20 protein-coding genes are annotated in these 25,486 nt (G+C 67.2%); 8 read left to right on the top strand and 12 right to left on the bottom strand.

The genetic code is table 11. The features are described 5' to 3' along the window. Positions 1 to 108 precede the first annotated feature (108 nt). The 5 genes from cysE to B9N72_RS00515 all read right to left on the bottom strand — a co-directional run bounded on the left by cysE (position 109) and on the right by B9N72_RS00515 (position 5,362). A complete protein-coding gene (cysE, locus tag B9N72_RS00535) occupies positions 109 to 891 on the bottom strand; it encodes a serine O-acetyltransferase (protein WP_085274508.1) in 783 nt (260 codons plus the stop codon). Between the two features lie 188 nt (positions 892 to 1,079). Further along, positions 1,080 to 2,576 (bottom strand): ribonuclease G, encoded by a 1,497-nt coding sequence (gene rng, locus B9N72_RS00530; RefSeq protein ID WP_085274507.1) that lies wholly within the window; start codon positions 2,574 to 2,576, stop codon positions 1,080 to 1,082. Between the two features lie 10 nt (positions 2,577 to 2,586). Then, positions 2,587 to 3,183, bottom strand: a complete 597-nt coding sequence (locus tag B9N72_RS00525) for a Maf family protein (RefSeq protein WP_085274506.1) — start codon at positions 3,181 to 3,183, stop codon at positions 2,587 to 2,589. Between the two features lie 200 nt (positions 3,184 to 3,383). Then, positions 3,384 to 4,382, bottom strand: coding sequence for an MBL fold metallo-hydrolase (locus tag B9N72_RS00520; RefSeq protein ID WP_085274505.1), 999 nt, complete (start codon positions 4,380 to 4,382; stop codon positions 3,384 to 3,386). Positions 4,383 to 4,474: 92 nt separating this feature from the next. Beyond that, a complete protein-coding gene (locus B9N72_RS00515; protein WP_085274504.1) occupies positions 4,475 to 5,362 on the bottom strand; it encodes a LysR family transcriptional regulator in 888 nt (295 codons plus the stop codon). A 106-nt stretch (positions 5,363 to 5,468) separates the two neighbouring features. On the opposite strand from B9N72_RS00515, the gene B9N72_RS00510 reads away from it, so the two are divergent. Further along, positions 5,469 to 6,281, top strand: a complete 813-nt coding sequence (locus tag B9N72_RS00510) for a phytanoyl-CoA dioxygenase family protein (RefSeq protein WP_085274503.1) — start codon at positions 5,469 to 5,471, stop codon at positions 6,279 to 6,281. 301 nt (positions 6,282 to 6,582) lie between these two features. After that, entirely contained in the window at positions 6,583 to 9,051 is a 2,469-nt protein-coding gene (locus tag B9N72_RS00505; RefSeq protein WP_085274502.1) for a S8 family serine peptidase, read from the top strand. 121 nt (positions 9,052 to 9,172) lie between these two features. On the opposite strand, the gene B9N72_RS00500 is transcribed toward B9N72_RS00505, so the two are convergent. After that, on the bottom strand, positions 9,173 to 9,910 hold the full coding sequence (locus tag B9N72_RS00500) for an alpha/beta fold hydrolase (protein ID WP_085274501.1): 738 nt from the start codon (positions 9,908 to 9,910) through the stop codon (positions 9,173 to 9,175). Positions 9,911 to 9,965: 55 nt separating this feature from the next. Between B9N72_RS00500 and B9N72_RS00495 the strand changes: the two genes are divergently transcribed. Together B9N72_RS00495 and B9N72_RS00490 are read left to right on the top strand one after the other, a co-directional pair. After that, complete coding sequence (locus B9N72_RS00495; protein ID WP_085274500.1) at positions 9,966 to 10,265, top strand: LysE family translocator; 300 nt, start codon at positions 9,966 to 9,968, stop codon at positions 10,263 to 10,265. Positions 10,266 to 10,391: 126 nt separating this feature from the next. Continuing rightward, a complete protein-coding gene (locus tag B9N72_RS00490) occupies positions 10,392 to 10,694 on the top strand; it encodes an excalibur calcium-binding domain-containing protein (protein ID WP_085274499.1) in 303 nt (100 codons plus the stop codon). A 91-nt stretch (positions 10,695 to 10,785) separates the two neighbouring features. On the opposite strand, the gene B9N72_RS00485 is transcribed toward B9N72_RS00490, so the two are convergent. Continuing rightward, positions 10,786 to 12,282: a glutamate-5-semialdehyde dehydrogenase gene (locus B9N72_RS00485; RefSeq protein WP_268808227.1), complete on the bottom strand. Its 1,497-nt coding sequence runs from the start codon at positions 12,280 to 12,282 to the stop codon at positions 10,786 to 10,788. On the opposite strand from B9N72_RS00485, the gene B9N72_RS00480 reads away from it, so the two are divergent. Next, positions 12,221 to 14,182 carry a propionate--CoA ligase gene (locus tag B9N72_RS00480; protein ID WP_327078265.1) on the top strand — a complete coding sequence of 654 codons (1,962 nt, stop codon included), beginning with the start codon at positions 12,221 to 12,223 and terminating at the stop codon, positions 14,180 to 14,182. The two genes, B9N72_RS00485 and B9N72_RS00480, sit on opposite strands and share 62 nt — an antisense overlap. Before the next feature lie 70 nt (positions 14,183 to 14,252). On the opposite strand, the gene B9N72_RS00475 is transcribed toward B9N72_RS00480, so the two are convergent. The 4 genes from B9N72_RS00475 to B9N72_RS00460 all read right to left on the bottom strand — a co-directional run bounded on the left by B9N72_RS00475 (position 14,253) and on the right by B9N72_RS00460 (position 18,533). After that, positions 14,253 to 14,666 (bottom strand): SiaC family regulatory phosphoprotein, encoded by a 414-nt coding sequence (locus B9N72_RS00475; protein ID WP_085274497.1) that lies wholly within the window; start codon positions 14,664 to 14,666, stop codon positions 14,253 to 14,255. 193 nt (positions 14,667 to 14,859) lie between these two features. Further along, positions 14,860 to 16,143, bottom strand: coding sequence for a DUF3422 family protein (locus tag B9N72_RS00470; RefSeq protein WP_085274496.1), 1,284 nt, complete (start codon positions 16,141 to 16,143; stop codon positions 14,860 to 14,862). Between the two features lie 205 nt (positions 16,144 to 16,348). Then, positions 16,349 to 17,980, bottom strand: a complete 1,632-nt coding sequence (locus tag B9N72_RS00465) for a methyl-accepting chemotaxis protein (RefSeq protein WP_085274495.1) — start codon at positions 17,978 to 17,980, stop codon at positions 16,349 to 16,351. 121 nt (positions 17,981 to 18,101) lie between these two features. Beyond that, on the bottom strand, positions 18,102 to 18,533 hold the full coding sequence (locus B9N72_RS00460) for a DUF721 domain-containing protein (RefSeq protein WP_085274494.1): 432 nt from the start codon (positions 18,531 to 18,533) through the stop codon (positions 18,102 to 18,104). Positions 18,534 to 18,703: 170 nt separating this feature from the next. Here B9N72_RS00460 and secA point away from each other — a divergent pair, with 170 nt between their 5' ends. From secA to B9N72_RS00445, 3 genes are all read left to right on the top strand, one after another. Next, the gene (gene secA / locus B9N72_RS00455) at positions 18,704 to 21,421 is read left to right on the top strand and encodes a preprotein translocase subunit SecA (protein ID WP_085274493.1); all 2,718 of its coding nucleotides are present in this window, start codon (positions 18,704 to 18,706) and stop codon (positions 21,419 to 21,421) included. 193 nt (positions 21,422 to 21,614) lie between these two features. Continuing rightward, the gene (locus B9N72_RS00450; RefSeq protein ID WP_085274492.1) at positions 21,615 to 22,388 is read left to right on the top strand and encodes a 3-hydroxybutyrate dehydrogenase; all 774 of its coding nucleotides are present in this window, start codon (positions 21,615 to 21,617) and stop codon (positions 22,386 to 22,388) included. A 201-nt stretch (positions 22,389 to 22,589) separates the two neighbouring features. Next, positions 22,590 to 23,510 carry a bestrophin family protein gene (locus B9N72_RS00445; RefSeq protein ID WP_085274699.1) on the top strand — a complete coding sequence of 307 codons (921 nt, stop codon included), beginning with the start codon at positions 22,590 to 22,592 and terminating at the stop codon, positions 23,508 to 23,510. A gap of 151 nt (positions 23,511 to 23,661) precedes the next feature. Here B9N72_RS00445 and aspA read toward each other — a convergent pair whose 3' ends face one another. Beyond that, the gene (gene aspA / locus B9N72_RS00440) at positions 23,662 to 25,065 is read right to left on the bottom strand and encodes an aspartate ammonia-lyase (RefSeq protein ID WP_085274491.1); all 1,404 of its coding nucleotides are present in this window, start codon (positions 25,063 to 25,065) and stop codon (positions 23,662 to 23,664) included. Positions 25,066 to 25,486: the final 421 nt, after the last annotated feature.

Below are 25,486 nucleotides of genomic sequence, written 5' to 3'. Positions count from 1 at the left end.
GAGGACTCCACATCGCCGAGCGAATCCCTGCCAATCTGCTATTTGCCCAGCGATGGATTCGCTCGCTCAGAGCGCCGCCGGCGCCCAGAAGGCGCCGCCGCCTGACGATTACACCCGCTGGTCCATGTCCAGCCCCGGCGTGCCCGGCCCGGGCGAGCCCACCACCTTGGCCGGCACCCCGGCCACGGTGCTGTGCGGCGGCACGTCGTCCAGCACCACGCTGCCGGCGCCGACCTTGGCGCACTCGCCGACGTGGATGTTGCCGAGGATCGCCGCGCCGGTGCCGATCAGCACGCCGTCGCCGATCTTGGGGTGGCGGTCGCCGCGCTCCTTGCCGGAGCCGCCCAGCGTCACGCCGTGCAGGATCGAGACGTTGTCGCCGATCACCGCGGTTTCGCCCACCACCACGCCGGTGCCGTGGTCCAGCATCACGCCCTGGCCGATGCGCGCCGCCGGGTGGATGTCGGCGCCGGTCACCTCGGAGATGCGGTTCTGCAGGAACAGCGCCAGCGTCTGTCGTCCCTGCTGCCAGAGCCAGTGCGTCACGCGCTGGCTCTGGATGGCGTGAAAGCCCTTGAAGTACAACAGCGGGGTGGAATAGCCCTCGCAGGCCGGGTCGCGGTCGTAGCAGGCCACGATGTCGGCGCGCATCTTCTGGCCGATGCCGGGGTCGGCCTCGAGCGCCTCGCGGAACAGCTCCATCAGGGCGCGCGCGTCCATCACCGGGCTCGAGAGCTTGCTCGACAGGTGGAACGCCAGCACGTCTTCCAGCGTGTCGTGGCGCAGCACCGTCATGTGCAGGAAGCTCGCCAGCAGAGGCTCGGCCTGCGCCGCGGCTTCGGCCTCCTTGAAGACGGCAAGCCAGATCGGGTCGTCGTAGTTTTTGCTCATGCTTGTCTCGTTACAGTGTTTGCGGCGGCATTCCAAAAAGCATTGGGAACGAGAACGCGAAGGCAAGTGAGCGGGGCCGCAGACAGTACAGCGAGTACAGCAAGGGCTCGCTGAGCGAATCTTAAGATTCGCATGCAGTCCGCAGCAACGCTGCCAACAAAGTTATCGTTTCCAAGGCGCATTTGGAATCACAGCAGCACCACGTCGAACTGCTCCTGCGGATAAGTGGTTTCCACCGACAGCGAGATCGGCTTGCCGATGAAGTCCACCAGCATCGCCAGGCTCTGCGATTCCTCGTCGAGGAACATGTCGATCACCGGCTGCGAGGCCAGGATGCGGAAGCCCTTGGCGTCGAACTGGCGCGCCTCGCGCACGATCTCGCGCTGGATCTCGTAGCACACCGTCTGCGCGGTCTTGATCTCGCCGCGCCCCTGGCAGGTCGGGCACGGTTCGCACAGCACGTGCGCCAGGCTCTCGCGCGTGCGCTTGCGGGTGATCTCGACCAGACCCAGGCTGGTGAAGCCGTTCAGCGTCACCCGGGTGCGGTCGCGCGCCATCGCCTTGGCCAGCTCGTTGAGCACCTGGCTGCGGTGCTCCTCGTTATCCATGTCGATGAAGTCGACGATGATGATGCCGCCCAGGTTGCGCAGGCGCAATTGGCGCGCGATGGCGTGGGTGGCCTCGAGGTTGGTCTTGAAGATGGTCTCGTCGAAGTTGCGGTTGCCGACGAAGCCGCCGGTGTTGACGTCGATGGTGGTCATCGCCTCGGTCTGGTCGATGATCAGGTAGCCGCCGAACTTCAGGTTGACGCGGCGCGCCAGGGCGCGGTCGATCTCGGCCTCGATGCCGTGCAGCTCGAACAGCGGGCGCTCGCCGCTGTAGCGCGCGATCTTGTCCACCGCGGTGGTGACGTACTGCTCGGCGAACTCCACCATGCGGCTGTAGTTCTCGGTGGAGTCGACGATGACGTGCTCGGTCGATTCGCTCACCATGTCGCGCAACACGCGCACCGCCAGCGGCAGGTCTTCGTAGAGCAGGCTCTGCGGCGGTTCGGTGAGCGAGCGCTGGCGGATGTCGGTCCACAGCTTGCCGAGGTAGCCGATGTCGGCGGCCAGTTCCTCGTCGCTGGCGGTCTCGGCGCTGGTGCGGATGATGTAGCCCTTGGGCGTGCCGTCGGGCAGCAGCCGCTCCAGCCGCGCCTTGAGGCTGAGGCGGTCCTCCTCGTTCTCGATCTTCTGCGAGATGCCGATGTGCTCTTCCTGCGGCAGGTGCACCAGGAAACGCCCGGCCAGCGAAATCTGTGTCGACAGGCGCGCGCCCTTGGTGCCGATCGGGTCCTTGATTACCTGGACCAGCACGGTCTGGCCCTCGAACAGCATCTTCTCGATGCGCTGCGGCTCGGACGGGTGCTGACGCTGCTCCAGCACGTCGGCGATGTGCAGGAAGGCGGCACGCTCCAGGCCGATCTCGATGAAGGCGCTCTGCATGCCGGGCAGCACGCGCTTGACCTGGCCGAGATAGATATTGCCGACGATGCCGCGGCTGGCGGCGCGTTCCACGTGCAATTCCTGCACGATGGCGTCTTCCAGCACCGCGACGCGGGTTTCCTGCGGCGTAATGTTGACCAGGATCTGCTCGTTGGGGCGCGGCAGGTCGCGTGGCAGCGGAATGGATTGATGCAGCATGCGACGCTCCTTAGGGGAAGACCAGGCCGAATTCGGACAACAGCGCGGCGGTCTCGAACACCGGCAGCCCGACCACGCCGGTGTAGCTGCCCTCGATGCGCTCGATGAACACCGCGGCGCGGCCCTGGATGCCGTAGGCGCCGGCCTTGTCGAACGGCTCGCCGGTGTCGATGTAGCGCGCGATGTCGAGTGCGGTGAGCGGGCGGAAGGCGACGTCAGTGACCGAGGTCTTGAGCAGGGTGCGCTCGCCCTCGCGTACCGCCACCGAGGTCACCACCTGGTGGCTGCGGCCAGAAAAGGCCTCGAGCATGCGGCGCGCGTCGGCGGCGTCGGCCGGCTTGCCGAAGATCTCGCCGTCCAGCACCACCGTGGTGTCGGCGGCCAGCAGCGGGCGCGACGGCAGGCCGCAGCTTTCCACCAGGTGCCAGCCGGCGGCGGCCTTGTCGCGTGCCAGGCGCTCGGTATAGGCTACGGCGTTTTCGCCGGGCAGGGCCGCCTCGTCGATATCGGCGTGGATGCGTTCGGTGCGCACGCCCAGCTGCTGTAGCAGCTCGCGCCGGCGCGGACTGGCCGAGGCCAGGTAGATCAGGGTGTCGTTGGTGCTCATGGGGTTGCCGTCAGGGTTTTATTCTTGGACTGCCTGCAAGGGTACCAGAGGCCCTCTCTCCATACTATCGGCAGCATGGGGGACTTCGGCCAACCCCGACGGAGCGGGACCCGGCGCGGCACCCGGTCCTCGCGGCGACTCGCGCCGCAATGAAAAAACCCGGTCCATGAGGGCCGGGTTCGGGGGAGACAACATGGAGATCAGCGGTCGCTGCGCAGCGGGCCGTACTCGACCGGCACCCAGGCGTAGCGGCTGCGCTCGGCGCGCACGTGCCCCAGCCCCGGGAACGGCAGGTGGGCGCCGCCCACCCACAACTTGTCGCGCGCGGCGTCGGCGAGCAGCTTCTTGCGCGTTGCCACCGCCTGCTGGCTATCGACGTCGAACTCGATCGCGATGTCGGGCCGGGCGAACTGCGTCGCGTAGCTGTGCACGATGTCGCCCCACAGCAGCAGGCTCTGTCCCTTGGAGCTGAACAGGTAGCCGCTGTGTCCCGGCGTGTGGCCCGGTGTCGGCACGGTGGTGACGCCCGGCAGCAGCGTCTCGCCTTTGCCGTAAGTCTTGAGCCGGTTGGCGGCCAGGTAGGGTGCGACCGACTCGCGCGCCATCTTGAAGAAGGGCTGGCTGTCCTGCGGCGCCTTGGCCGCGCTGGCCTCGTCGAGCCAGTAGCGCGCCTCGGCCCGTGCCACGTAGACGTCGGCGTTGGGGAACGCCGCCTTGCCCTCGGCCGTGACCAGGCCGCAGGCATGGTCCGGGTGCAGGTGGGTCAGCAGCACGGCGTCGACGTCGGCCGGTTCGTAGCCGGCGGCGCGCAGGTTGTTGATCAGGTTGCCCAGGGTCGGGCCGAAGCAGCGGGCCGAACCGGTATCGACCAGCACCAGGCGCGTGCCGGTGTGCACCAGGTAGCCGTTGACCGCAGTCTGCACGCCGCGCGTGGTGTCGATGAACATGCGCGCCAGCAGGCTCTGCACGTCCCTGGCGCGGGCATTCTTCAGCAGCTTCTGGTCGAGGTCGACGTAGCCGTCGTAGAGCGCGGTCACCTGGAACTCGCCCAGCGCCATGCGGTAGTAGCCCGGCACCTGGGTCTTCAGTTGTTGTGGCGGCGCGGCGTGGGCAAGGCCCGGCGCCAGCGGCAGCAGGGCGGCGGCGAGCGCCAGGCAGGACAGCAGGTGGCGGGCGAGGCGAGGCGACGTCAGGGACATGACAGGCTCCGTAATGACAATGAAGTAGCACTTTAGCATCAAGCGGCAGTCATGCGGTGCCAGCGCGGCGAGCCACCGGTACGGACGGATCGTCATTCCCGGGTGACGGCCCAGTGCAGGAAGGCGTCGACCACCGGAGAGGGGTGCGCTGTCGCCGAGCGCGCCAGCACCACGCGCTGCGGTGGCGGATCGTCGCGCAGCGGGCGGCAGGCGATGGGCGTGCCGTCGTAGCTCAGGTCGCCGGCCGGGCGCGTGCACGACAGCGCCACGCCGGCGCCGTGCGCGACCAGGCCGCGCTGCATTTCGAAGCTCTGCACCGTCTGCGCGATGTGCGGCGTCAGCCCCAGATTCCAGAACAGTGACAGCAGGTAGTCGCGGGTGTGCGGAATGTCCTCCAGCACCAGCGGCTGCGCGGCCAGCTCGTCCAGCGACACGGCGGGCTGCGCCGCCAGCGGATGGTCGCCCGGCAGCAGCGCGTAGGGCGCCAGTTCCGCCAGCGTGCGGCATGCCATCTGCGCGTCGGTGGCGAGTTCGTAGGTCAGCGCCAGCTCGGCCTTGCCGGCGCGCAGCGCGCGCTGCACCGTCGCCAGGTCGCCTTCCAGCAGCGTCACCGCGACCTGCGGGTGGCGTGCACGAAACCCCGCCAGCAGGCGCGGGGCGAAATAGGGCCCCAGATCCTGGAAACAGATCAGCGACAGTTGACCGCGTAGTTCGCCCGGCTCCTCGCCGCTGCCGAGGCCCGCCGCCAGCGCCAGGATGTCGCGCGCCTGGCCCAGCACGCGCAGCCCGGCCGGCGTCAGCTCAACGCCGCGGCTGGCCTGACGGCGGAACAGGGCGGTGCCGAGCGCGGCCTCGAGCTGGGCGATGGCGAGCGACACCGAGGGCTGCGACACGTGGCGCGCTCGCGCTGCGGCACTGACGCCGCCGTGCTCGGCGGTGGCGACGAAGTATTCGAGCTGGCGCAACGAGAAATCGATCATGTTTTTCAATAATGAAAAATAGGAAATATATATTTTTATTATCATAAGCGCCCCGCGATACTGTCGCCACAAGCCGTCTTACCCACCACCACCCAAGGAGAAGCCGATGCAGGCGACGACAGTAGGACAGGATCAGATCGAGGCCTTCCAGCGCGACGGCGCGATCGTGCTGCGCGGGGTGTTCCGCGACTGGGTCGAACCGTTGCGCGACGGTTTCGAGCAGGTGCTGGCCGCACCTGGCCCGTACGCCATCGAGAACGTGCGGCCGGGCGAAACCGGGCGTTTCTTCGAGGATTACTGCAACTGGCAGCGCATTGAACCGTTTGCGCGCTTCATCCGCCATTCGCCGGCGGCCGCGCTGGCGGGGCGGCTGATGGGCGCGCAGCGGGTGCAGATCTTCCACGAGCACATCCTGGTCAAGGAGCCCGGCACCGCCAAGCCCACGCCCTGGCACCAGGACATCCCCTATTACTGCGTCAGCGGCCTGCAGACCGCCAGCTACTGGATTCCGCTCGACCCGGTGACGCGCGACAACACGCTGCGCGTGGTGCTGGGCTCGCACCGCTGGCCCAAGCTGGTGCGCCCCAAGCGCTGGGCCACCAACGAGAACTTCTTCGCCGGCGCCGACGACTTCATGGAAATGCCCGACGTCGAGGACGGCAGCTACACCCTGCTGGCGCCGGAGCTGGAGCCGGGCGACGCGGTGCTGTTCGACTTCCACACCGTGCACGGTGCCGCCGGCAACCCGGGCGGCAACCGCCGCCGCGCCTTCTCGGCGCGCTTCCTCGGCGACGACGTGCGCTACGTCGCGCGCCCCGGCCGCACCTCGCCGCCGTTCCCCGGCATCAACCAGCAAGACGGGGAGCGCCTGCGCGAGGACTGGTTCCCGGTGGTGTGGTCGGCCGACGGCGCGGCCTGAACAGGCGCGCTGCCGGCCTCCAAGATGGACCGCCTGCTGCGGCGGTAAACCCTTGTCAGCAGGGACGGTTGATTACCCGGAAACGCGGCCTGTGGCGAATTGAAAAGCGGTTCCGGCTGCCCTATAAAGGCTTATAACAATTTAAACGATATCCCTCTTGCGATTCGGCGAGTCGAGCGGCATGGCGACCCTGTTCGGAGCGGGCCTCGTTTAGATGCGGGTCATAACCAACAGGAACAGGACGCCGCGATGCCGAGGAGCCTTCCGCATAGGGGCAGCGGCCCGGCGGGGAGGGATTGCCATGCGCCGGGCCATCGTCATCGGGTCGCTGACCCTGGTTCTGCTGTCTTCCTTCTGTGCCGCCGTTACCCCCGGTGCCGCAGCCTCCCAGCCGGTGGCACCCGCCGCCGCGGCGCAGGGCCAACTGACCGACCGCAACGGTGTCGGCATCTCCGATGGCCTGCAAATAAGGCTTGCCCAAGCGCAGCCGGAAGACCGTTTCGACGTGGTGGTGACGTTCCGCGAGCATAGTCATGCCGCCGCCGCGCGCCAGACGCTCGGCAACTTTGTGCCGCGCCGCGAATTCAAGATCATCCCCGGTTTTGCCGGCCGCCTGAGTGCAGCCCAGATTCGCGCGCTGTCCCACGCCCCCGGTCTGGTGCGCATCGAGGAAGACGCCAAGGTACATACCCAGCTCAACGCCGCACGTCCCGACTTCGGCGTGGACGCGGCGCGCGGGCTGGCGGTCGGCGGGGTAACTGGGCGCGGCGTTGGCATCTGTGTGGTCGACACCGGCGTCGATCCCAATCACGAGCAGTTGGACAATGGGAAGGTGGCGGGCTTCATCGATTACGTCAACAGCAAAACCACGCCCTACGATGATCAGGGCCACGGCACCCACGTTTCCTCGATCGCGGCCGGCGACGGGGTCGGCCCGAGCGGTGCCGTTGCAGACCGCTACCAGGGCGTTGCGCCGGGAGCGGCGCTCTACGTTGCCAAGGTGCTCAACAGCAGCGGTTCGGGGGCCGAGAGCAATGTCGTGGCCGGTATCGAATGGTGCGCCAGCCAAGCAGGAGTGCATGTCATCTCGATGAGCCTGGCGGCGACGCCGCCGGCCGACGGCAACGATGCCATGAGTCAGGCGGTGAATGCCGCGGTCAAGCCGCCAGTCGGATCGAGCAATACGCCCAAGGTGGTGACGGTAGCGGCCGGCAATGACGGCGACGAGCCGGGCACGGTCGGCTCGCCCGGCGCGGCGGCGGAGGCGATGACGGTGGCGGCCTGCGCCGAGTGGTCGGCTGCACTTGGTGCCGCCAACCATTCCGACGGCGTCTACCTGACTGCCTTCTCCAGCCGCGGACCGATCACCGACAGCAATAATAAAGTGCTGCGCATCAAGCCCGACATCTGCGCGCCGGGCCACACCATCACCGCAGCCCAGGCCGGTACGGCCAGCGGCTACGTCACCTACAGCGGCACCTCGATGGCCACGCCGTTCGTCGCTGGCAGCGTGGCGCTGGCACTGGAGGCCAACGCGGCACTCAAGGGTAACCCGACGCAGGTGCGCAGCCTGCTGGAAGGGACGGCTCAGGATCGTGGCACGCCCGGCAAGGACAATGAATGGGGCGCCGGCGTGCTCGACGCTTACGCCTTCGTCGCGCGCGCACAGAACCCGTCGTCAACAGTGGCGACGCTGTTTCCTGGCACCACGCATGTCGACAGCAGCGTTGGCGATAACGTCGTCAAGAGCTACAGCTTCTACGTCAGCGATACCAACAAGCCGATCGGCGCCATCGTGACCATCACCAGCGGCGGGCCGGTCTGCATCCAGAAACTGTTCAATTTCTGCTTCGCCTACGCCTGGCTTCCCGACCTCGACGCCCGGCTGATCGCACCCGACGGCACGGTGCTGTCCGAGAGCCTGTGCATGGGGGGCGGTCTCAATACCGGCTACGGCATGAGCGACGAATGCGCCTCACCGAATCCGCCATTGGTGGCGCTCGGCCGTCAAGAAACGCTGCATGCCATGCCGGCCACCCCCGGGCAATACCGCGTCGAGGTCTGGGGTGCGCAGGACAGCGTCAACCAGGGCAAGGGCGGCAGCTTTTCAGTAGACCTGTCGCAAGGCCCCCTCACTGGTGTGGTCGTCCCGCCAGATTTTGCCTTGACGACCTTGCCGGCTAGCCTGAGCGTGGTGAGTGGCACCGGCACCAGTTACACGACGACGGTTACGCCAGCGGGCGGCTTTAGCGGTCCAGTCAACCTGAGCGCGAGTGGCCTGCCGGCCGGTGCCGGCGCGAGCCTCAGTCCCAACCCGATCACGGGCGGTGCCGGCAGCTCGACGCTGAGCGTGACCACGTCCAGCACGACCCCGGCCGGCAGCTACCCGCTTACCGTGACCGGCACCAGCGGCAGCCTGTCGCATGGCAGCTCGGTCACGCTGGTGGTGAGTGTGCCCAACGCCGATTTTTCGCTCTCTGCCTCGCCGCCGAGCCGCACCGTCAAACGCGGCGGGCGTACCACCTATACAACCACGGTTGGCGCATTGAACGGCTTCAACGGTGCTGTCACGCTCAGCGCGACCGGACTGCCGAGCGGGGCAACGTTCAGTTTCAGCCCCAACCCGGTGGCCGGTGCCGGTTCGTCCACCATGACGGTATGGACTAAGAAGACGACGCCACTCAGTGGAACGGCGCCCTACAAGCTGATGATTGAGGGTAAGAGCGGTAGTCTGACCCACAGCACAATGGTGGATTTGATAGTGAAGTAGAGTAAGGAAGCGGTGTCGTGCATGAGGTCGACCGACAATCCGGGTTCCAGGCTTTTGGCCAAAGTGTTGATGGAAATAGATCAGGTACGTGGTTGATCGGGCAGGAGGGCGCTTGGCTCGCCTACACCGCCTCACGCCGGAGCAGCCGGCGCATCTCGGCATGAAACGCATCAGCTGCCACCGGCTGCTCGGAGAAGAAGCCGCTCAGCCGGTGTGGCGCGGCAGGGACGACATGCACGGTGCGGCTGGCGGCGTTGACCGCCGCGTCCAGCAGGCGCTGCGGAATCTCGGCGGGAATTACCTCGTCCTGTTCCGCCATCACGATCAGCAGATGGCCGCGAAAAGCGACCAGCCGCTCCCAGGCATCGCTGTCGTGCCAACTGCTGGGCTGCCGCAGCAAGGCGCTGAAGGCCGGGCCGAACGGCACCTCGAATGCCTGCGGGGTGTAGACGCCGGGCACCACCAGCGCCAGGTGTGAACAATCCACCCGCTCCAGCAAGCGTAGCGCGACGTACGCTCCCATGCTGCTGCCGAGCAGGGCCAGCGGGCCGTCCGGCAGCATTGCCGCCACCTGGCTGGCCTGCTCCACCCGGGAGGCCAGGCTGGAACCGGCCAACGCGCCACCGGTCTCGCCGTGGCCGACGAAGTCGAATGCGGTCGAGGCCACGCCGTCCGCCGCCAGGCAGGCGCGTAAGCCGGCATGGTGCGAGCGCCGCGCCTGTCCCGCGCCGTGCAGGATCAATAGCTCGCGGCGGGGTGTGGCCGGCGCCAGGCGCTCGCCAATCAGTTGGCGGCCAGCATAGGGCAGGGCGAACGGCACTGTCTCCAGCGCGGGTACGGCAGAAGCAGTAGGCGGCATCGACAGACTCCTCATGGGGCGGTTACCCTGTTTCCGGTAGCGTTTTGCCGAGGGGCTGTTCTTGCAACTCACCAACCCCAAGGCCATCTTTTTCTTTCTTTCGGTGTTCCCGCAATTCATCGACCTGTCCAATCACTACGCCGCGCAGTTCTTTGCGTTGGTGCTCACGTATAGCTCGCTGGTCGTGATCATTCATTGTCTCTACGCCTTCTTTGCTCGACGCGCAAAGAGCTGGCTCACTTCCGAAAGAGGCGGTCGCGCGATCAACACAGTCGGTGGCGCAACATTCGTGTTTTTCGGCGCGGCACTGGCCACGGCAAAGCGGTTAGGCAGGAGTATCTCTTACTTAGCGTGAGTGGATGAGCGAAAGCCAAGAGATGGGCTGACGGCCGGCTTTCCGAGGCTTCGGCCAACTTGATCTGGGTAGAGGATTGCTGTATTTGATATATGATGATCGGGTTATCCCATTTGGGAATTGCTCATGAAAAAACTCATTGTCCTGCTGTTGATCGGCTTTCTCGGCTGGAAAGGGTATGGCAAGTATCAGGCATATACCCTAGCCGCCAACGGAGCCGTCGTTGCCGAAGCGAGCGAGTCCAGGCAGGACGGTACCTTGTGGAAAGGCCCATCGACGACAGCGTCAAGGTTTACCTGCGATGGCCGGACCCATTGTTCACAAATGACCTCCTGCGAGGAAGCCACGTTCTTCCTGAAAAATTGTCCTGGCGTGAAGATGGACGGCAACAACGACGGCGTGCCCTGCGAACAGCAATGGTGCCATTGAAAGGATGAATGTCATTGGTTAGCCGCTGTTAGCGGTCACAACAAAAAAGCGGGCCGCAGCCCGCTTTCTCGTTTCCCACTTAAACCAACCCTCAGCTGCGCACCTGGCCGTCGCCCAGCACTACCCACTTCTGGCTGGTCAGGCCGTGCAGGCCGACCGGGCCGCGCGCGTGGATCTTGTCGGTGGAGATGCCGATCTCGGCGCCCAGCCCGTACTCGAAGCCGTCGGCGAAGCGTGTGCTGGCGTTGACCATGACGCTGGCCGAATCCACCTCGCGCAGGAAGCGGCGGGTGCGGCTGTAGTCCTCGCTGACGATGGCGTCGGTGTGGTGGCTGCCGTAGTCGTTGATGTGCTGGATCGCCTCGTCGAGGTCCTTCACCACCTTGACCGCCAGGATCGGCGCCGAGTATTCGGCGTACCAGTCGTCCTCGGTCGCCGGCACCACCTGGTCGCCGAGGATGATGCGGGTGCGTTCGCAGCCGCGCAGCTCCACGCCTTTTTCCCACAGCGGGGCGGCCAGCTTCGGCAGCATGAATGCGGCGGACGCCTCGTGCACCAGCAGCGTCTCCATGGTGTTGCACGGCGCGTAACGCTGGGTCTTGGCGTTGACCACGATGGCCACGGCCTTGTCCGGGTTGGCGGTGTCGTCGACGTAGACGTGGCAGTTGCCGTCCAGGTGCTTGATCACCGGCACGCGCGCGTCCTGGCTGATGCGCGCGATCAGCCCCTTGCCGCCGCGCGGCACGATCACGTCGACGTACTCGGGCATGGTGATGAGTTCGCCCACCGCGGCGCGGTCGGTGGTTTCGATCACCTGCACCGCCTCGGCCGGCAGGCCGGCCAGGCGCAGCCCTTCGTGCACGCAGCGGGCGATGGCCTGGTTGCTGTGGAAGGCTTCCGAGCCGCCGCGCAGGATGGTGGCGTTGCCCGATTTCAGGCACAGCCCGGCTGCGTCGGCGGTGACGTTGGGGCGGGCCTCATAGATGATGCCGATAACGCCCAGCGGCACGCGCATCTTGCCCAGCTGGATGCCGGACGGGCGATAGGTGAAGTCGTCCATCTCGCCCACCGGGTCGGGCAGCGCGGCGATCTGGCGCAGGCCCTCGGCCATGCCGTGGATGGTCTTGTCCGACAGCGTCAGGCGGTCGATGAAGGCCTCTTCCAGGCCGTTCTGGCGCGCGGCTTCGAGGTCGAGCATGTTGGCGGCGATGAGCTGCTCGCTGTCGCGTTCGACGGCGTCGGCCATGGCCAGCAAGGCCTTGTTTTTCTGGAGGGTGTCGGCGCGGGCGATGGCGCGGCTGGCGGCGCGGGCGGCACGGCCGACGCGTTGCATGTAGTCCTTGACGTCCATGGTTCGGGGTCCTGCGAAATCTTGATGGGAATGCGTCGAGATTACCGCAAAGCGGCAAGGCCGTGCCAGTGCGGCAAGGGCGAGGGTGGCTGTTGCGGCGGAAAAACAGCGTCTTGCGGAATCGTTTGACCCTGCTGTGAGTGTGGGGTAAGGTGATATTCGAGCAACCGCTTGGTTGAATTTGTCGTCATTACGCACAACGGCGCGCCAGACGCCGGCACGGAGGAGAGACCGCATGACCGCATACCGCGATTTTCATCGCCAGTCCATCGATCAGCCCGAGGTTTTCTGGGGGCGCGAGGCGGCTCGCATCGACTGGCACCGTCCCTACGACAAGGTGCTGGCTTACGACAAGCCGCCGTTTCGGCGCTGGTTCGTCGGTGGCGAGACCAACCTCTGTCACAACGCGGTGGACCGGCACGTGGCCGGGCGGGGCGATCAGGCGGCCTTGATCTACGTCTCGAGCGAGACCGGAGAGGAACGGGTTTACAGCTTCGCCGAACTGCAAGAGGAAGTGGCGCGCTTTGCCGCCATCCTGCAGGCGCAAGGGGTGGGCAAGGGCGACCGCGTGCTGATCTACATGCCGATGATCGCCGAGGCGGTATTCGCGATGCTGGCCACGGTGCGGCTGGGGGCGGTGCATTCGGTGGTGTTTGGCGGTTTCGCCTCGGCCAGCCTGGCGGCGCGCATCGAGGATGCCCAGCCCAAGGTGATGGTGACCGCCGACGCCGGCATGCGCGGCGGCAAGGTGATCGCCTACAAGCCGCTGGTGGACGAGGCGCTGGAGCTGGCCGGGGCGGCGGCGCCGGGCAAGGTGATCCTGGTCAACCGCGGCCTGGCCGAAGCGCCGATGATGAAGCCGGGGCGCGACCTCGACTACGCCACGCTGCGCGCCCGGCACCTGGACGACCGCGCCGAGGTGACGTGGGTGGAATCGAGCCATCCTAGCTACATCCTCTATACCTCCGGCACCACCGGCAAGCCGAAGGGGGTCGAGCGCGACACCGGCGGCTACGCCGTGGCGCTGGCGGCGAGCATGGACTACATCTACGGCGGCGCGGCCGGCGAGACCTTCTTCTCTACCTCGGACATCGGCTGGGTGGTGGGGCATTCCTACATCGTCTACGGCCCGCTCATCGCCGGCATGGCGACGCTGGTGTACGAGGGTCTGCCGACCAACCCCGATCCGGCGATCTGGTGGCAGCTCGTGGAAAAGTACCGCGTCTCGGTGATGTTCTCGGCGCCGACGGCGATCCGCGTGCTGAAGAAGCAGGACCCGGCCTACCTGCACCGCCACGACCTCTCCAGCCTCAAGGCGCTGTTCCTCGCCGGCGAGCCGCTGGACGAGCCGACCGCCAACTGGATCGCCGGCGAGCTCAAGGTGCCGGTGATCGACAACTACTGGCAGACCGAGACCGGCTGGCCGATGCTCTCCGTGTGCAACGGCGTGGCGCCGCAGGCGGTCAAGGTCGGCAGCCCCGGCCTGCCGGTGTACGGCTACAACCTCAAGCTGGTCGACGAGGCCAGCGGCGAGGAGGTCGGGGTCGGCGAGAAGGGCGTGATCGCCATCATGCCGCCGCTGCCGCCGGGTTGCCTGAGCACGGTGTGGGGGCAGGACGAGCGCTTCCTCAACACCTACTTCGGCGGCTTCGCCGATCGGCTGCTGTATTCCTCGTTCGACTGGGGGGTGCGCGACGCCGACGGCTACATCACCATCCTCGGCCGCACCGACGACGTGATCAACGTCGCCGGCCATCGTCTCGGCACGCGCGAGATCGAGGAGGCGGTATCCGGTCACGGCGCCATCGCCGAGGTGGCGGTGGTGGGGGTGGCCGACGCGCTCAAGGGGCAGGTGCCGCAGGCCTTTGCCGTGGTGCGCGACCCGAGCATGCTGGCCGACCCGGTGCGCCGCAGCGCGCTGGAGAAGGAAGTGATCGCCCGTGTCGCGCACGAGTTGGGCGCGATCGCCAACCCGGCGCGGGTGTTCTTCGTCAACCAGTTGCCCAAGACCCGCTCCGGCAAGGTGCTGCGCCGCTCGATCCAGGCCATTGCCGAGGGGCGCGATCCGGGCGATCTGACCACGCTGGACGATCCGGCGAGTCTGGAACAAGTGCGTCAGGCCATCACCAGAGCCTGAGCCCTTTCGAGGGTGGCGTGTGCGTCACCACTGGGCCGTCCGCCTTCGGGCCGACGGCCGTTTTTTATGCCTACGCCACCTGCGCCAGCGGCGCGGCCAGCAGGCCGGGAAACTCGTGCGCCAGCACGCGGTGGAACGCCTGCAGCCGGGCGTCGTCCTCGTCGTGAAACACGTGGCAGTGTACGCGGCTGCCCTTGGCCTGGGCATTGTTGAGCAGGTCGGCCAGAGTCAGGAGCTGGTTGGCGCTGTCGGCGTCGAGCCGGGTCAGCGCCAGCGTCAAGGCCACCTCACCGTGGTCGAGGTTGGCCAGGTACGGGGTCAGCGGCCGGAACAGCCGGTCGTAGAAGACGGCGGCGTCTTCCGGGCAGCTCACCCCGCGCAGCAGCAGGCGGCCGCTGTGGAAGCGGAAATCGACTTCCGGCGTAGCGGCGCCGGGGGCCAGGTAGAAGTCGGGACGGGCGACGGGCAGGGCGGGTGACAGCATCGGACGGTCTCGCGGCAGGGGGTGAAGTCGGCGAGTGTAGAGTGCCGCTGTTGCAGCACGATGACGGCGGCCGGGGCCGGGCGGGGTTGGCCGAAGGCTTCGGCCAACCTCGGTGGGGAGCCGGTGGCGGGTGGCGCAGCGAGGGCCGCTCCGCCGCTGGCATCAGGGCAGGTTTTGTGGCGCCAGCGGCGCCTCAGTGCCCCAGCCCGTCGCGCACCTTGCGCACGCCGTACCACACCGCCGCCGCCACGATGGGGATGGCGATGCCGGTGGCCAATTCGGTGTTGAGGTGCACGCCGGCGGCCTTGATGGCCTTGAGCAGGTAAGACAGCAGGCTCACGATGTAGTAGGTCAGCACCCCCACCGACAGCCCTTCCACCGTTTCCTGCAGGCGCAGCTGCATCGCGGCGCGGCGGTCCATGCTGGCGAGCAAGGCGCGGTTCTGTTCCTCGTGCAGCACCTCGACGCGGGTGCGCAGCAGCGCGGTGCTGCGCTGCAGGCGGTCGGTGAGGCGGTCCTGGCGCTTCACCACGGTGTCGCAGGTGCCCATCGCCGGCGCCATGCGCCGTTCCATGAATTCGTGGAACGGCTGCATGCCGGGCAGGCGGCTCTCGCGCAGCTCGCCGATGCGGCGCTCCACCAGCGAGTAGTAGGCGCGCGTGGCGGAAATGCGGTACTGACTCTCCGAGATCAGCTGCTCGGCGCGGGTGGAGAGGTCTTCCAGCTCGGTCAGCAGCTGGGCGTCGCGGCTGTCCGGCTTGCCCATGCGCTCGGTCAGCGAGCGCAACACCACGTCGAGCCGGTCGAGTTCGCGCATCTGCTCCTTGGCGATGGGCAGCGCCAAAAGCGCCAGCATGCGGTAGGTCTCGATCTCGAACAGGCGCTGCAGCATGCGTCCGGACTGGTTCGGCCCCATCTCCTCGTCCAGCACCACGTAGCGCGAGAAACCCTCCGGCAGGCGCGGGTCGGGGTGCAGCTGCAGGTCGGTGTAGGCGATGCCGTTGCCGTCGCCGATGCGCGAACCGATCAGCTCGCCGCCGCCAAACCAGCGCGCCGCGATCTCGTCCGGGGTGCTGGCCGACGCGCCCTTGAGCAGCACCGCGTGCAGCGCCACCAGCACCGTGCCGGGCAGGCGGTCGAGCCAGCTCGAGGGCAGGCGGTCGAGCGCGGTGCGGTCGAAGGGCTCGGAAAAATCGCCGGAGAGGATGAAGGTGTAGCGCGCGAACTCGGCGTGCAGCGACCAGCGCACCGTCAGGTCGCCGGCATTCGCGGTGTAGTGCGCGGCGTGGCCGAGCGGGGCCGGCAGGGCCAGCATCTGGGCCAGCTCGGCCAGTGCCTCGCGCTGGCTGGCGTCGTCGTAGTCGTAGTACAGGGTCAGCGAGGTGAGCCGTGCCGGCGACGGAATCGAGGCGTACGGGCGGGCGTGCGCCTCGTCGTTGAGCACGCGGCGCAGCGGGTGCGGGGTGAGGGTGAGCATGGTGGGTCCAATAGGCAAACGGTTTTAAAGATGCGTGCCGCATGTTTAAAACCGCTTGCCGTACAGCATACCTCAAGCGCGCGCCCGGCTGTCCACCACTTCCGTATTACTCCGCCGTCGGGCCGGCTTGCCGGTGGCCGGCGGCGCGGCGCCAAGAAAAAACCCCCGGCGTGACCGGGGGCGGGAGGCGGGGGAAGGGAAAGGCTCAGACGCGGAAGCGCCGTACGCTGTGGCCGAGCTGGTGCGCCAGTTCGACCAGCTGCGTGACGCCGCCGGCGAGGTTTTCCGCCACCGCCGCGCTCTGCTCGGCGGCACCGGCCACGCACTCCATGCTGCCGGCGATGTCGCGGCTGGCGACGTGCTGTTGCTGCATCGCGCTAGCGATGCCCTGCGCCTGGTCGAGCGAGGCTTGCGCCGCGGTCTCGCTGCTCTTGAGGCCGTCGCCCACGCTCTCGACGTAACGGCGGCTGTTCGCCAGCGCCGCCAGGCCTTCGGCGATGGATGCTTCCAGGGTGTGCGACTGGCTGTCGAGCAGCAGCGTGACGCGGTCGATTTCGTTGGCCGACGCCGCCGACTTTTCCGCCAGCTTGCGCACCTCGTCGGCCACCACGGCGAAGCCGCGCCCCTGCTCGCCGGCGCGCGCCGCCTCGATCGCGGCGTTGAGCGCCAGCAGGTTGGTCTGGTCGGCGATGTCGCGCACCTCGCTGGTCATGCCGGCGATGTCGCGGCTCTTGGCGAGGAAGGCGCCGACCAGCTCGGCGGTGCGGCCCACCACCGCTTCCACCCGCCCCACCTCGTCCACCAGCGTGGCGAGCTGCGCCGTGCCCTGACGGCTGCTCGCCAGCGCGTGGTCCGCCGCCTGGTGCATGGCGTCGCTGACGTCGGCCACCGAGGCCACACTGACCGACAGTTCCTCGATGGAACCGGCCGACTCGGCTGAGGCGCGCGACTGCTCGCGTGCCGCGCCCAGGAGCTGCGCCGACATCTGCGCCAGCGTCTCGGCCAGCCGTTCCAGCTCGCCGGCGCTGTGTTGCACCGTCGCCACGCTGCTGGCGAGGTTGCCGCTCATCTGCTGCATGGCGCCCAGCACCTGGCCGGTCTCGTCGCGTCCTCCGGGCGGCAGCGTGACACTGAGGTCGCCGCCGGCGATGGCGCGTACCGCGCCGACCATGCGCCGCATCGGCACCGTGATGCCGCGGGTGATCAGCCAGCCGGCCAGCAGGCTCAGCAGGATGATGCCGCCGCCGGCGCCAAGGCCGATCCATTTGGCCTGGGCGTAGGCCCGGGCGGCATCGTCCAGCGCGGCGCGTGTCCTGGCCTGTTCCGCGGCGATCAGCGCTTCCAGCGCCTCGCGCCACGGGCGCACGGCGGGGATCAGCTGCGCGTTCATCACCGCGATGGCGCCGGGCACGTCGTTGGCGAGCCCGAGCTGCATCATGCGGTCGATCACCGGTTCGGCCTGGCGGCGCTGGCGGGCCGCCTGCTCCAGCAGTGCCCGCTCCGCGGCGCCGGGGACGTAGCGCTGCCAGTGCTGTTCCAGCTGCTGCAGCGTGGCATCGTAATCGCGGCGCGCCGTGGCCATCTTGCCGACGGCCTGGCGCTTACTGGCGGCATCCGGGAACATCACGGCGTCGCGGTAGACGGTGCGCTGGCTTTGCAGGTTGTAGGTAAGGCGGGTGGTCAGCTCGACGGTACGGTTGTGGTCGAGCGCCACCTCGTCGAGATGGTCGCGCAGCCGGCTCAGGCCGGTGAGCTGGACTGCCAGCAGCAGGGCCACCAGCAGCGTCATGCCGCCGAAGCCGAGCGCCAGCCGTTGGCCGATACGGAGATGGTTCATTTTCTTGAAGCAGCCTAAAGCAAATAAAGAAAATGATTTTGGCATGCGCGGGCGACGTGCCGGTTGACGCAGGTCAAGGGGGCGGTCTGGTCGGCGGGAAGGCGGCGAGGGGCGGAAGGACTCAGCCGCGGCGGTGGTGCGCCAGCAGTCGCGACAGCGCCGCGCTCACCAGCGGGTTGCTGACGCTGGCGGCAGCTTCCTCGATGCGCTCGAGCGCCGCCGGGCTGATCGCCAGCGTCTTGACCGGCTTGACCGGCGGCTTGAAGCGGATGTCGACCTTGACGCGAATCCGGCTCGCCGGGTAGCCGCGGTCGGTCAGCGCCGGCAGCAGGCCCGGGCCGATCATCTTCAGCCGCGCCGCCACCACGCCGTTGTCGGCGTACACCACCAGCTCGCCGTCGCGGATGCGCACCGCGCGGCAGTAGTCGGAGAGGGGCGCCGGCAGCAGGCGGCGAAACGCCGTGTCCAGCGCCATCAGCGCCTTGGCCTCGCTGGCCAGGCGCGACAGGCGGCTGTCCTGGCGGGCGATATCGCGGAAAGAAAGACTGCTCATGGCGCGAATTCTAGCCGATTGCCGCCATGATGGGCGATTCGCGGCGCGCCCGGCCGGTTTTTCCGGGGTTCCCTTGACGCGCCACAACTTTGCCCCCATTACGTGGTCAGTGCTTGTGCTACACTTTTCCCCATTTTTCCGGCCCGCTTGGCCTCTGGATTCGAAAACCGATGATTTCCACGCTTCTCAAGAAAGTGTTCGGTAGCCGTAACGACCGGCTGCTGAAGCAATACCGCCAGGTAGTGGCCCGTATCAACGCGCTGGAAGACGGCCTGCGCGCGCTGTCGGACGAAGACCTCGCCGGCAAGACCCCGCACTTCCGCCAGCGCCTCGCCGGCGGGGAAGGCCTCGACGCGCTGCTGCCGGAAGCCTTCGCGGTGTGCCGCGAGGCCTCGCGCCGCGTGCTGGGCATGCGCCACTTCGACGTGCAGCTGATCGGCGGCATGGTGCTCAACGACGGCAAGATCGCCGAGATGCGCACCGGCGAGGGCAAGACCCTGGTCGCCACGCTGCCGTCCTACCTCAACGCGCTCACCGGCAACGGCGTGCACGTGGTGACGGTCAACGACTACCTGGCCAGCCGCGATGCCGGCATCATGGCCAAGCTGTACAACTTCCTCGGCCTGACCGTGGGCGTGAACCTGTCGCAGATGCCGCACCATCTGAAGCAGGAAGCCTACGCCGCCGACATCACCTACGGTACCAACAACGAATTCGGCTTCGACTACCTGCGCGACAACATGGTGTTCAGCACCGAGGAGAAGGTGCAGAAGAAGCTGGCCTTCGCCGTGGTCGACGAGGTCGACTCGATCCTGATCGACGAGGCGCGCACGCCGCTGATCATCTCCGGCCCGGCCGAAGACAACGTCGAGATGTACCAGCGCATGAACGCGGTGCCGCCGCTCCTCGAGCGCCAGCAGGAAGAAGAGGGCGAGGGCGACTACTGGGTGGACGAGAAGGCGCATTCGGTGTTGCTGTCCGAGCGCGGTCACGAGCGTTCCGAAGAGATCCTGACCCAGATGGGCCTGTTGAAGGAAGGCGATAGCCTGTACTCGGCCACCAACATCACGCTGATGCACCACCTGATGGCCGCGCTGCGCGGCCACGCGCTGTATCACCGCGACCAGCACTACGTGGTGCAGGACGGCGAGATCATCATCGTCGACGAATTCACCGGCCGCCTGATGCCGGGCCGCCGCTGGTCCGAGGGCCTGCACCAGGCCGTCGAAGCCAAGGAAGGCGTGACGGTGAACCGCGAGAACCAGACGCTGGCCTCGATCACCTTCCAGAATTACTTCCGCCTGTACGGCAAGCTGTCCGGCATGACCGGCACCGCCGACACCGAGGCGTTCGAGTTCCAGAGCATCTACAACCTGGAAACCGTGGTGATTCCGACCAACAAGCCGATGGTCCGCCTGGACGCGCACGACAAGGTCTACCGCACCGCGCAGGAGAAGTACGACGCCATCCTGGCCGACATCAAGGACTGCCACGAGCGCGGCCAGCCGGCGCTGGTCGGCACGACATCCATTGAAAACTCGGAACTGATCGCCGCCCTGCTGACCCAGGCCAAGCTGCCGCACAACGTGCTGAACGCCAAGGAACACGCGCGCGAAGCCGACATCGTGGTGCAGGCCGGCCGTCCCGGCGTGATCACCGTCGCCACCAACATGGCCGGTCGCGGTACCGACATCGTGCTGGGCGGCAATCCGGAACCGGAAATCCGCGCGGTCGAGAACGACGAGAGCCTGTCCGAGCAGGACCGGACCGCGCGCATCGCCGCCATCCGCAGCGAATGGTCGCTGCGCCACGAACAGGTGCTGGGCGCCGGCGGCCTGCACATCGTCGGCACTGAACGCCACGAATCGCGCCGCATCGACAACCAGCTGCGCGGCCGTTCCGGCCGCCAGGGCGACCCGGGTTCCTCGCGCTTCTACCTCAGCCTGGAAGACCCGTTGCTGCGCATCTTCGCCTCCGACCGCGTGTCGGCGATCATGGAGCGCCTGAAGATGCCGGTGGGCGAAGCCATCGAACACCCCTGGGTGAGCCGTTCCATCGAGAACGCCCAGCGCAAGGTGGAAGGCCGCAACTTCGACATCCGCAAGCAGTTGCTGGAGTACGACGACGTCGCCAACGACCAGCGCAAGGTGATCTACCAGCAGCGCAACGAAATCCTCGACGAGGAAGACGTCAGCGCCATCGTCACCAATATGCGCGAGGGCGTGCTGTCCGACCTGGTCGACCTGCACCTGCCGCCGGAATCGATGGAAGAGCAGTGGGACCTGCCGGGGCTGGAAAAGACCCTGGAGAGCGAGTACCAGCTCGAGGCCTCGGTGGCGGACTGGCTCAAGGCCGAGCCGAACCTCGACATCCCGGAGATCCGCGAACGCATCATCAAGCAGGCCGAGGCGATCTACCAGGCCAAGGTCGAGCTGGCCGGCGAGTCGGCGATGCGTCAGTTCGAGCGCTCGCTGGTGCTGCAGATGCTGGACAACCACTGGCGCGAGCACCTGTCGTCGATGGACCACCTGCGCCAGGGCATCCACCTGCGCGGCTACGCCCAGAAGAACCCCAAGCAGGAGTACAAGCGCGAGGCCTTCGAGCTGTTTGCCGACATGCTGGAGCGCATCAAGAAGAGCGTGGTCAGCGTGCTGATGACGGTGCAGATCCGCACCCAGGAAGACATGGACGCGGTCGAGCCGCACGAGCCGTCGGACCTCGAACTGCAGCACGCCGAACCGGGTTCGGCACTGGCCGCGACGGACGACGAGAACAACCCGTACGCGCCGGCGGCACTGGCGGCGCAGGGCCTGCGCATCGGCCGCAACGATCCGTGCCCGTGCGGCAGCGGCCAGAAGTACAAGCAGTGCCACGGCCGGCTGGCCTGAGAGGCCGGTCACCGCCGAGTCAGCGGGCTTGACCTGAGCGCCACAACAACGCGCCCGATGCTGCATCGGGCGCGTTTTTTCTTGCCTTGGCCGGCGCCGTCCGGCCGCGCCATGCAGCCATGGCGCGGCCCCCGCTTAGCCACTGGCGCGATAGCGGCTAAGCTTGAGCCATAGCCACGAGAGGAGATCGTCCATGACCCGCACCGCCTTCATCACCGGTTCCACTTCCGGCATCGGCCTGGCCGTCGCCAGCCGGCTCGCCGCCAACGGCTGGGCCATCGGCCTGCATGGCCTGGCCACTCCCGAGCTGCGTGACGAGGCGCTGGCGGTGGTGCGCCAGGCCGGGGCGGCCGAGGCCGCGTTCTTCGGCGGCGACCTGCGCGACCCCGCCGCGGTGCAGGGGTTGGCCGAAGCCGTGCAGCGCTGGCGTCCCGTCGACGTGCTGGTCAACAACGCCGGCATGCAGCACACCGCGAGCGTGGCGGCGATGCCGGCTGAGGTGTGGCAGGCCATCCTCGCCGTCAACCTGTCCGCCGCGTTCTTCCTGATGCAGGCGCTGCTGCCCGGTATGGCGGGGCGCGGCTGGGGGCGCGTGGTCAACATCGCCTCGGTGCACGGGCTGGTGGCCTCGGTCAACAAGGCGCCGTACGTGGCGAGCAAGTTCGGTCTGGTCGGGCTGACCAAGGTGGCGGCGCTGGAGTACGCGCAGAGCGGGGTGACGGTGAACGCGATCTGCCCGGGCTGGGTGGAGACCGCGCTGATCGAGCCGCAGATCCAGGCGCGCGCGGCCGCCTTCGGCGGCGACCGCGACGCCGGCCTCAAGGCGCTGGTACTGGACAAGCAGCCGTCCGGGCGCATGAGCCAGCCGTCCGACATCGGTGAGGCGGTGGCGATGCTCTGCGCCGACTGGGCGCACAACCTGACCGGGGTGGCGCTGCCGATCGACGGCGGCTGGAGCGCGCAGTAACGGCTGTCTCGCCAGGTTGGCCGAAGCGCGTTGCCCTGCGTCTTCGGCCAACCTGAATGCCCCAGCCCTAGGCTGTGGACAACTCTGTGGATGGCCTGAGGGTAAGCTGTGGAGCGGCGGTGGATGGTCAATGCGACCAATGTTGCACTGCACGAAAAGGCGATCAGGGGCTAGAATGGCGCTTTGCCCACCGAACCCGCCATGATCGTCCGCCCTGCTTCGCCCTCCACGTTCTCCCTGTTATTTTCGATGCGCGGTTCGGTGGTGCCGGTGGTGTGGCGCCGCGTGCTGTTCACCGTCTGTGTCGCGCTGCTGGTGACGGTGGTGCACGGCACGCTGGGGCCGCTCAAGGTCACGCTGACGCCAACGCCGTTTTCGCTGATTGGCCTGACCTTGGCGATCTTCCTCGGCTTTCGCAACCACGTCAGCTACGACCGCTTCTGGGAAGCGCGCAAGCTGTGGGGCGAAGTGCTGGTGGTGACGCGCAACCTCGGCCGCCAGACGCTGACGCTGGTCGACCATATCGAGGCGGAAGAGAAGAAAGTCCTGCTGTACCGGCTGGCGGCGTTCGCCCATGTCCTGCGCCACCAGCTGCGCGGCAGCGATCCGTCGGCCGACCTGGCCCGGCTGCTGCCGGCCGCGGAGTGCGCCGCGGTGCTGGCGCAGCCCAACCGCCCCAACATGCTGCTGGAGCGCATCGGTGCCGCCTACGCCGCGCTGGGCCGTGCAGGACGGTTGTCGCCGCAGCTGCTGGCCAACATCGACGAGCAGATCTCGCTGCTGTCGCACGCCTTCGGCGGCTGCGAGCGCATCCGCCACACCCCGATTCCCTACGCCTACATCCTGCTGCTGCACCGCACCGTGCACCTGTACTGCTACCTGTTGCCGTTCGGCCTGGTGGACAGCGTCGGGGTGATGACGCCGCTGGTGGTGGGCATCGTGTCATACACCTTCTTCGGCCTCGACACGCTGGGCGACCAGATCGAGGACCCGTTCGATACCCTGCCCAACGACCTGCCGCTCAACGCGCTGTGCCACACCATCGAAAGCAACCTGCTGATGCTGCTGGACGAGCCCTTGACCACCGCGCCGCAGCCGGACGCCAGCGGCGTGCTGCTGTAACCATCGGCCTGGGTTCTTTCTGTCCGCTGGCTGGGGCTGCCGCGTCTGTGCCATCCGCCGGATAAAAAAAAAAGGGTTGCCCCCGAGGGCAACCCTGCAAGTTTCTGCCATGGAGGCAGGTCGCTTCACACTCCATCCAAGGAGATGTTGGTTACAGCGTGACCCAGCGCGGTTGGGTCAGCGCGGCCGGGTTGAGCACGGCGTCGAGCTGGTCGCGGCTCATCAGGCCGCGTTTCAGCACGATGTCGTAGACGCCGCCGCCGCTGGCATGCGCTTCGGCCGCCACTTCGGTGGCCGCGGCGTAGCCGATGTAGGGGTTGAGCGCGGTGACCAGGCCGATCGAGTTTTCCACCTGGCTGCGCAGGTAGTCGCGGTTGGCGGTGATGCCCTTGACGCAGTTGTCGGACAGCGTGCGGCAGGCCTGGGTCAGGTGGTTCACGCTACGGAACAGGCTGTAGGCGATGACCGGCTCGAACGCATTCAATTGCAGCTGGCCGGCTTCGGCCGCCATGGTCACGGTGAGGTCGTTGCCGATCACTTCGTAGGCGACCTGGGTCACCACTTCCGGAATCACCGGGTTGACCTTGCCCGGCATGATCGACGAGCCGGCCTGGCGTGCCGGCAGGTTGATTTCGCCCAAGCCGGCGCGCGGGCCGGACGACAGCAGGCGCAAGTCGTTGCAGGTCTTGGAGAGCTTGACCGCCACGCGCTTGAGCACGCCCGAGAGCTGCACGAAGGCGCCGCAATCCTGGGTGGCTTCGATCAGGTTGGGCGAGGTGATCAGCTCCAGGCCGGTCAGCGCCGACAGCTGGCGGCACACCAGGGGGACGTATTCCGGGTGGGCGCAGATGCCGGTGCCGATGGCGGTGGCGCCGAGGTTGATCTCGAGCATCAGGCGCGACGCTTCCTGCAGGCGCAGTTCGTCCTCGCCCAGCATCACCGCGTAGGTTTGGAATTCCTGGCCCAGCGTCATCGGCACCGCGTCCTGCAGCTGGGTACGCCCCATCTTCAGCACGTCGCCGAATTCCTCGGCCTTGGCGGCAAACGCCTGGCGCAGCTCGGCCATTGCGGCCAGCAACTGCTGCACGCCCCAGTAGGTGGCCAGGCGCAGCGAGGTCGGGTAGACGTCGTTGGTGCTCTGGCACAGGTTGACGTGCTCGTTGGGGTGCAGGTGACGGTACTCGCCCTTGGCGTGGCCCATCAGCTCCAGCGCGCGGTTGGCGATCACCTCGTTGGCGTTCATGTTGGTCGAGGTGCCGGCACCGCCCTGGATCACGTCCACCACGAACTGCTCGTGCAGCTTGCCGGCGCGGATTTCCTCGCAGGCGGCGACGATGGCGTCGGCGCGGTTTGCTTCCAGCAGGCCCAGCTCGCGGTTGCTCAGCGCGGCGGCCTGCTTGATGGCGGCCAGCGCCGTGATCAGGTTGGCGTAGCCGGCGATGGTCTGGCCGGTGATCGGGAAGTTCTCGATGGCGCGCAGGGTATGCACGCCCCAGTAAGCATCGGCCGGTACGTCGCGGTCGCCGAGCAAGTCGTGTTCGCTACGAGTAATCATGGGTTTTGTCGTTGTCGTGTTGTGGTAAGGGACAGGGCGCACTGTAGGCGAGGGCGGTGCCGGCTGGCCAATTCCGAATGCCGATGGTGCCATGCTTTTTTTGCATAACCTGGCCGATGTCGGATCGAGCCAGAAGGGAATAGGGTCGGTGCACGTTTTTTATGGCGTGCATGGTCCGGAGCATTCCAGCAACTTCAAAACCAGGGTTCAACGCCACGATGGCGACGATTCGCCCGGCTCGTGCCGTTTGGGCAGGGTTGGGCGAGGTTTTAAGCCGCCGCTTGTTTGAGCGATTTGACGTTAGCCGATACGTCCGCTGAGCCAATCTCCGCGTGCCAATCGATCGCTGAGCAAATCAATGATTTGCACGCAGAGATTGGCCCAGCGATGGATTGGCACGCAGGGAACTCGGCGGCGCCTT

It is taken from the genome of Pseudogulbenkiania subflava DSM 22618 (genome assembly GCF_900177275.1).
In the GTDB taxonomy this organism is placed as follows: domain Bacteria; phylum Pseudomonadota; class Gammaproteobacteria; order Burkholderiales; family Chromobacteriaceae; genus Pseudogulbenkiania; species Pseudogulbenkiania subflava.
The sequence above is the reverse complement of the archived record's forward strand: the minus strand, read 5'-3'. Positions and strand labels throughout refer to the sequence as shown.